The organism is Flavobacterium sp. (assembly GCF_040402895.1).
In the GTDB taxonomy this organism is placed as follows: Bacteria; Bacteroidota; Bacteroidia; order Flavobacteriales; family Flavobacteriaceae; genus Flavobacterium.
This window is the reverse complement of record NZ_JBBALR010000017.1, coordinates 1-7,252: the sequence shown is the minus strand read 5'-3', so window position 1 is coordinate 7,252 and position 7,252 is coordinate 1. Positions and strand designations below refer to the sequence as shown.

The 7,252-nt window shown below is 31.5% G+C and carries 7 protein-coding genes; 1 reads left to right on the top strand and 6 read right to left on the bottom strand.

The annotated features are described in order from the left end of the window. From ABWP60_RS09335 to ABWP60_RS09315, 5 genes are all read right to left on the bottom strand, one after another. On the bottom strand, positions 1-695 hold a 695-nt coding region (locus tag ABWP60_RS09335), incomplete at its 3' end, for a BatD family protein (RefSeq protein ID WP_353151721.1). Further along, positions 695-1,561: a DUF58 domain-containing protein gene (locus ABWP60_RS09330; RefSeq protein ID WP_353151719.1), complete on the bottom strand. Its 867-nt coding sequence runs from the start codon at positions 1,559-1,561 to the stop codon at positions 695-697. The genes ABWP60_RS09330 and ABWP60_RS09335, both read right to left, overlap by 1 nt. A 56-nt stretch (positions 1,562-1,617) precedes the next feature. Continuing rightward, positions 1,618-2,622 (bottom strand): AAA family ATPase, encoded by a 1,005-nt coding sequence (locus tag ABWP60_RS09325; protein ID WP_353151717.1) that lies wholly within the window; start codon positions 2,620-2,622, stop codon positions 1,618-1,620. A 221-nt stretch (positions 2,623-2,843) separates the two neighbouring features. Continuing rightward, positions 2,844-3,413 carry a hypothetical protein gene (locus ABWP60_RS09320; protein ID WP_353151715.1) on the bottom strand — a complete coding sequence of 190 codons (570 nt, stop codon included), beginning with the start codon at positions 3,411-3,413 and terminating at the stop codon, positions 2,844-2,846. A gap of 410 nt (positions 3,414-3,823) precedes the next feature. Then, positions 3,824-4,963, bottom strand: a complete 1,140-nt coding sequence (locus ABWP60_RS09315; RefSeq protein ID WP_353151713.1) for a DegT/DnrJ/EryC1/StrS family aminotransferase — start codon at positions 4,961-4,963, stop codon at positions 3,824-3,826. A gap of 368 nt (positions 4,964-5,331) precedes the next feature. On the opposite strand from ABWP60_RS09315, the gene ABWP60_RS09310 reads away from it, so the two are divergent. Continuing rightward, positions 5,332-6,249 (top strand): T9SS type A sorting domain-containing protein, encoded by a 918-nt coding sequence (locus ABWP60_RS09310; protein WP_353151711.1) that lies wholly within the window; start codon positions 5,332-5,334, stop codon positions 6,247-6,249. Between the two features lie 843 nt (positions 6,250-7,092). On the opposite strand, the gene ABWP60_RS09305 is transcribed toward ABWP60_RS09310, so the two are convergent. Further along, complete coding sequence (locus ABWP60_RS09305) at positions 7,093-7,239, bottom strand: hypothetical protein (protein WP_353151723.1); 147 nt, start codon at positions 7,237-7,239, stop codon at positions 7,093-7,095. Between the last annotated feature and the right edge of the window lie 13 nt (positions 7,240-7,252).

Here is a 7,252-nt window from a genome sequence, read left to right as displayed (position 1 = left end):
GTACTTTCTAACGCAGAAAATTCTAACGTTTTTTCAAAATATGATTTTATTATTTGGGTTAAATTAGAATAATATTCTTTAGAATTGGCATTGGCATTTACTTCTGAAAAAGCCAAAAAGGCTCTATTATATGGAGAAATATAGGCTTCTGATTTTGTTTTTCTACGCTGTTTTATTCGCAAAATTATATAAAGTATTCCTGCTAAGAAAAAAGCAAAAAATACGCCTAAAATTAGTTGATCGTCTGAAAGTTCTTGTTGCTTTTCTTGTGATTGTATAGAAAGTATTTCGTCTTCTTTTATCTCGTGCATTTTTTGCTTAGTAGTATCCACTGCCACATCTGATACTACTACAGTAATACTTTTGGAATTTATTTTTTTGCTATTTATTAGTACTTCTAATGCTGGAATTTTATAGGTGCCTGCATCAAATTGAGTAAGGTTGTATTTTTTTGTCCACTCGGTTTGGTTACCATGCTTATTCTTTTCTGTTGGAAAAGATTGCACCACTTCAAGTGTACCAATCGAATCTAAATCGGGGAAAAAAACCACCTCTTTTTGGTTTACTTTTGTTTTTAATGTAAGCTGAATTTGTTCGCCAATTTTAATTTCTTTTTTAGATACAGCCGTTTCTATTGTTTGGGAAAACCCAACAACTGCAGAAAATATGAAAAGAAAAATAAATTTAATTCGCATTAGGCTCTACTTTTAAAATAGGTTACTAATTTTGTTACGTAACTTTCATTTGTTTCTGTTTCTACTAATCCTGCGGCACATTTACGAAAAATATTTTGGCAAATTTCAACCTTGTATTTGTAATTTTTCTCATATTCCAAACGGGTAATTGCGGTTTGTGTATCTAACCAAATCATTTGCTCCGTTTCTGCATCTTGCATTTGAATAATTCCAACATTTGGGAGTGTCTTTTCACGTGAATCAAAAATTCTAATTCCAGTTACATCATGTTTTTTAGAAGCAATTTGCAGCGGTTTTTGGAAATCGGAAGTCATAAAATCGGAAATTAAAAACACAATAGCTCGTTTTTTTATTACACTTGACAAAAATTCTAACGCAAAAGCCACGTTTGTTGATTTGCTTTTGGGTTGCCATTCGACTAATTCACGGATAATTCTTAAAACGTGTGATTTTCCTTTTTTGGGAGGGATATATAATTCGATTTCGTTTGTAAATAAAACTAATCCTATTTTATCGTTATTTTGTGTGGCTGAAAAAGCTAACGTAGCAGCTATTTCGGTTACCATATCTTTTTTATTTTGAGCGGAAGTTCCAAAATTTTGAGATGCTGAGCAGTCGATGACTAACATCATGGTTAATTCGCGTTCCTCTTCAAATATTTTTACAAATGCATCATTATTTCTTGCGGAAACATTCCAATCTATGGCTCTAAAATCATCTCCATATTGGTATTGGCGCACTTCAGAAAAAGTCATACCACGTCCTTTAAAAGACGTGTGATAGTGTCCCGAGAAAATATGATCGCTCAATCTTCGGGTTTTAATTTCAATTTTTTTGACTTTTTTAAGTAACTCTTTTGTTTGCATTTTGACATTCTGTTTCAGTCTCAGATTTTCAACCGCAACTGTTTTTTATAACAGACTTATGGTACTTGTACCTGATTTAAAACTTTATTTATGATATCTTCTGAAGTGATGTTTTCGGCTTCGGCTTCGTAGGTAATGCCTATTCTGTGACGTAATACATCGTGCACTACGGCTCTAACATCTTCAGGGATTACATAGCCTCTTCGTTTGATAAAAGCATAACATTTTGCTGCCAAAGCCAAATTAATACTCCCACGTGGCGAAGCTCCAAAACTAATTAATGGCTTTAAATTGTCTAATCTATATTTTTCTGGGTAACGCGTAGCAAAAACAATATCTAAAATATATTTTTCAATTTTCTCATCCATGTACACTTCCTTTACGGTTTGTTGCGCTTTGATGATTTGCGCGATGCTAACCACTGGATTTATTGTTGCAGAAGTTTCCTTTAAACTATTACGAATAATAAGTTGTTCTTCTTCCATTTTCGGGTAATCGACAATGGTTTTTAGCATGAATCTGTCTACTTGTGCTTCTGGTAATGAATATGTTCCTTCTTGTTCTATTGGGTTTTGTGTGGCTAAAACTAAAAAGGGTGTGTCTAATTTATAAGTAGTTTCGCCAATTGTTACTTGCTTTTCTTGCATAGCTTCAAGCAAAGCAGATTGGACTTTAGCAGGTGCTCTATTAATTTCATCTGCCAGGACAAAATTGGCAAAAATGGGTCCTTTTTTTACAGAAAACTCATTTTCTTTGAAATTGTACACCATTGTTCCTACCACATCTGCAGGAAGCAAATCTGGAGTAAATTGAATGCGATGAAAACTCCCATGAACAGCTTTAGATAAGGTGTTTATGACTAACGTTTTGGCTAACCCAGGCATTCCTTCTAATAAAACATGTCCTTGACCTAATAAGCCAATTAACAAGCGTTCTATCATTGATTTTTGCCCTACAATTACTTTACCTAATTCTGATGTTAGTAAATCAATAAAGGCACTTTCGTTTTCAATTTTTTCATTTAGCGCACTAATGTCTATCCCTATATTATTTTCTTGCATTTTATTTTGAATTATTTTCTATAAATTTTAAAAAAACACTTTAACAGCGCAAGTTGCTATATAAAAATAATATAAGTTGTTAATTGTCCGTTAAATTATATAGTTTTCGATATTTTTTTAGAAAAAATTAAGAAATGTTGGCGTTTTAAACAAAAAAAAAGCAACTTTTATTCTTGTTGAAGAATTAAAAAGTTGCTTAGATTTTTTAAAATTTTATGTTTTTAATACCAATCTGAATGGTATTTGTTTTCTCCTAAATAATAAATTAACCCCACTGAAAAGTTATAAAACGCACCTGATTGTGGTGTTTTGTTTTTATTTAAAATTATTCCGTCAAATCCATAATTTTGATCCATGGTAAAATTATGGGTGTAATCAGCCGTAAGAGCTAATTTATTAGAAACCTTATACATCGGCGTAATTCCAATTCCAACTATTTTTACTTGCTCACTGTCATTTTTGCCAATAATATAACCTAATGCCATTCCAGCATCCAGGTGGGCATTAAGTCCAAGCTTATCTCTAGTTAAATATGTAAGTCCCAATTGTTTTCCAACGTTATAAATTCCTGATAAGGAAACCGTACTATAAGTAATTCCTATTTTTCCTCCTGGATCGTTTACAAAATGATCTAATTTATAAGTAACTTTTGCACCGAATTTTTCATTGAACATATATCGTATCCCGATATCGTAATGATTCATTCCTGAAAAATTAGATTTGTATTTTTTTTGATATGGTGAAATGGCTCCTGTGTACCCATAGTTCGCCTCAACTGAAATATTATTCACGTTGAATTGAGAATAAAGTGATGAGGACACTATTAAAAAAAATATTAAATGGAGTTTACTCGTTGTTTTCATAATTAAAATACTTATTTTGTGCGAATGTAAAAAAAAATGTATTTATAAATGTGATTTTTAATATTATTTTGGTAAAAATTTTTAAAGTTCTGAGTTAAAGAGATCGTCTTTTCTAAGTAATTAAGAAAAGATCCAAGAAAATAACAACTACCTTTAAAAAATCCTAAAAAGCTAAATTTAAAGTATTAAAAACTATAACGTTACTTTGCATTTAAAACAAAACATATAAGTAATTTTATGATAGAATTATGCGCTGTTTATATACAAGCAAGTTATATGCTTTTTAATATTGAAGAACTAAAATTGAATTTTCAAATCTTCCAATAATATATTACCTCTTAACCAAACACTTGCTTAATTACCGTTATAATTCGATTACGATCACTATCGGTAAGATTAGAACCTGAAGGCAAACACAAACCATTTTCAAATAGCGTTTCAGCTATAGTACCTCCGTAGTAAGGATATTTTTCAAATATAGGCTGCATATGCATAGGTTTCCACAAGGGACGTGATTCGATATTAACAGCATCAAAAGCCAAACGTAGGGTTTCTCTAGTAATCCCATTTGTTTGAGTAGCATCAATGGTGATTGCGCTAAGCCAATAATTGGCAAAATAATCTTCATTAGGAGCTGAAAAAACTGTTACCCCTTGAATTTCATTGAAGGCCTCCACATAAAAATCGTGCATCGCTCTTCGTAAACTTACGTGCTGATCTAAGACTTCCATTTGACCTCTTCCGATTCCAGCACAAATATTACTCATGCGGTAGTTGTAGCCAATTTCGGAATGTTGGTAATGTGGTGCATTGTCGCGGGATTGTGTAGCATAAAAAATAGCTTTCTCTTTTTGGGCAGTAGTTTTCGCAACTAAAGCTCCACCCCCAGAAGTAGTTATGATTTTATTGCCATTAAACGATAACACCCCAATATCTCCAAAAGTACCGCATTTTTGTAATTTGTATGAGCTTCCCAAAGCTTCTGCACTATCCTCTAGTATAGGTATGTTATATTTATCGGCTACAGCTCTTACCTCCTCCACTTGATAAGGCACTCCATATAAATGCACCGCGATGATAGCTTTTGGCTTTTTACCCTTGCTAATTCGATCTTCAATGGCTTGTTCTAAAGCTACTGGGCAAATATTCCAAGTTTGTATTTCACTATCGATAAAAATGGGCGTGGCGCCCAAATATAAAATTGGATTAGCAGAAGCTGAAAACGTCATGCTTTGACAAATTACCTCATCTCCGGACTTCACACCTAACAAAACTAACCCTAAATGGATCGCTGCAGTTCCTGAACTTAAGGCCCCAACTTTAGCGTCACTAGAAAGATACTCTTGTAAATCTTGCTCTAAACCAGTAACATTAGGCCCTAAAGGAGCTATCCAATTGGCTTCAAAAGCTTCTTGTATGTATTTTTGTTCGGTACCTCCCATGTGAGGGGAAGACAACCATATCTTAGATTGGGACATACTGTAATTTTTTTACAAATATAGTCAAAGGAGTGAATTTTACAAAAATCATATGGCATTCAATAAAGCGTGGTACAGAATCTTTATTTTATTTGTTGCTTTCTTTACTGATATTTCTGCTCCTGTGGCTTAAGATAAATTTAGGTTCTAAATTAATTTTTTTAAGGCTAAACCACTTTACAGTAAATTTATTCCAATATTTTATTATGTGTTTCCCTTATTTCAAGGCCAAAGCGAATTAAAAATATTCCAATCTTTTTGACAGAAATAATGATCATTGTTAACAATTTATTAAATTATATAAAATACTTTTATTTTATTTAATCAAAATTTTTATATTTGTAGATTAATTAATAAAAAAAATTACTATGAAAAAACTATACACATTATTATTTATTTCATTTGCTTCAATTTCATTTGCCCAAGTATTTACAGCGACTTATGATTTTGCTGGTGTTACTGCTACATCTGGAGCTACTGATCCAACACCTGTTCCAACGGTAGCTGGTTTAACTTTCGGGAATTTTACAGCAGTTAATACTGTTACTCCTCCTACTAATTCTGCAGCTGCTTCAAGATTTGCTTTTGCAAATCAACCATTAGGAGCGGCAAACGGAGATAATATATATGCTAATTATGGAGGTGCTTTGAGTCCAACTATTTACTTTCAAGTAACTATTACGCCAACTTCTGGTACGGCTTATAATTTAACTGGAATTACTTTTAAAGTACAAAGATCAGGTACAGGTGTTAGAAATTACTCAGTTAGATCAAGTGCAGATGCATATGCTGCAAATTTACCCGCTTCAATTAATCCTGCGAACGCTAATTTAGAGGTGGTTACAGGAAATATCTTCTTTTACAATGTAGATAATTCTTTTGGGCAAGTTGGAAGTACTATAACTTTAACTGGGCCTTCTTTCACAAATTTAACTGGTCCTATTACTTTAAGATTTTATGGTTGGAATTCAGAAGCTGCTGGAGGTAACTTTGGTATTGATGACGTTGTAATTTCTGGAGAAATAGCTACAATGTCTTCATCGTCATTTAATGCAATCGATGGTTTAACAATGTTCCCAAATCCTTTAAAAGGAGATACTCTATTCTTTACATCTACTGCAAACGCAAATAAGTCTGTTCAAATTTACGATATATTAGGTAAAGAAGTTTTAAGCTCGAAAGAAATCAACTCTACTATGAACGTTTCTGGATTAGCAGCTGGAGTTTATCTTGTAAAAATTACTGAAGAAGGTAAAACTGCTACAAAAAAATTAGTTATTGAATAACTTTTTTACTGATTTGATTATTGTTAAAATTCACAATAATCAAAATTAGAATAAGAAAATTATAAAAAGCACCAACGAAAAGTTGGTGCTTTTTTTTATAACACAAATTTAATTGTCATTTTTATATTAGATAAACTAACTATTTGCTTCACTTAAATTATTGTTTTATTGCTTATATAACGCAGAAAATATAATTTATTATAAAGTATTAAGCTTGAAAGAATCAAATAGCGTCATTTAGCTGTAAATGGCCTAATTTCTAATATCAAAATTACTTTACTTAAGTAGTGACAAAATTATTTTGAAGAATTTGATATTGTGAGTTAAATATTAATAGAATTTAATTAACGAAAAGATTCAAAATCAAGTAAGGAATTAATCTAATTCAACTATTTAGTAGAAGAAAATAACCAGTTTATTGAACGTATGGTTTGAAATCTTACCTGTGTTTTGGCGTCCGACATCTTTTTTATTCAGGCCTAAATAGGATTTATGTCTAACGCAAAATCAATCACTGATTTATACAAACGAATAATAATAAATTACTGTTTAATTAGAATATTAAGTACTGCAAAATTAAATCCTAGTGTTTAGAGAATATCAATAAAAATCGAAGTAGTAATAAAGTAAAGATTTTACAGTATGACTAGTGAATAGAATATATAAATAAAAGCTTGTTTCAATAAGATAAATTAAAGCATAATTCACGACATCGGTAAGAAAATAAGATTTTTATTACAACGTGATACAAACAAAAAGAGGCTGTCTTTCGACAGCCTCCTCTTATTGAATAATATAGTTTACTTATACAGATATTGTAATCCGTACTTGCAAGCTATCGTATTACTTTTTGATCATTCTCATAGTTTTCATTTGGTTGTCTTGTGCTACAATAACATTGTAAACACCCGTAGACCAATTTGAACCTAACTGTAAGTCTTCTAAATCTGAAGGCATAACTTCTCTATTCTCGATCAGTTTTCCTGTCATATCAAATACACTT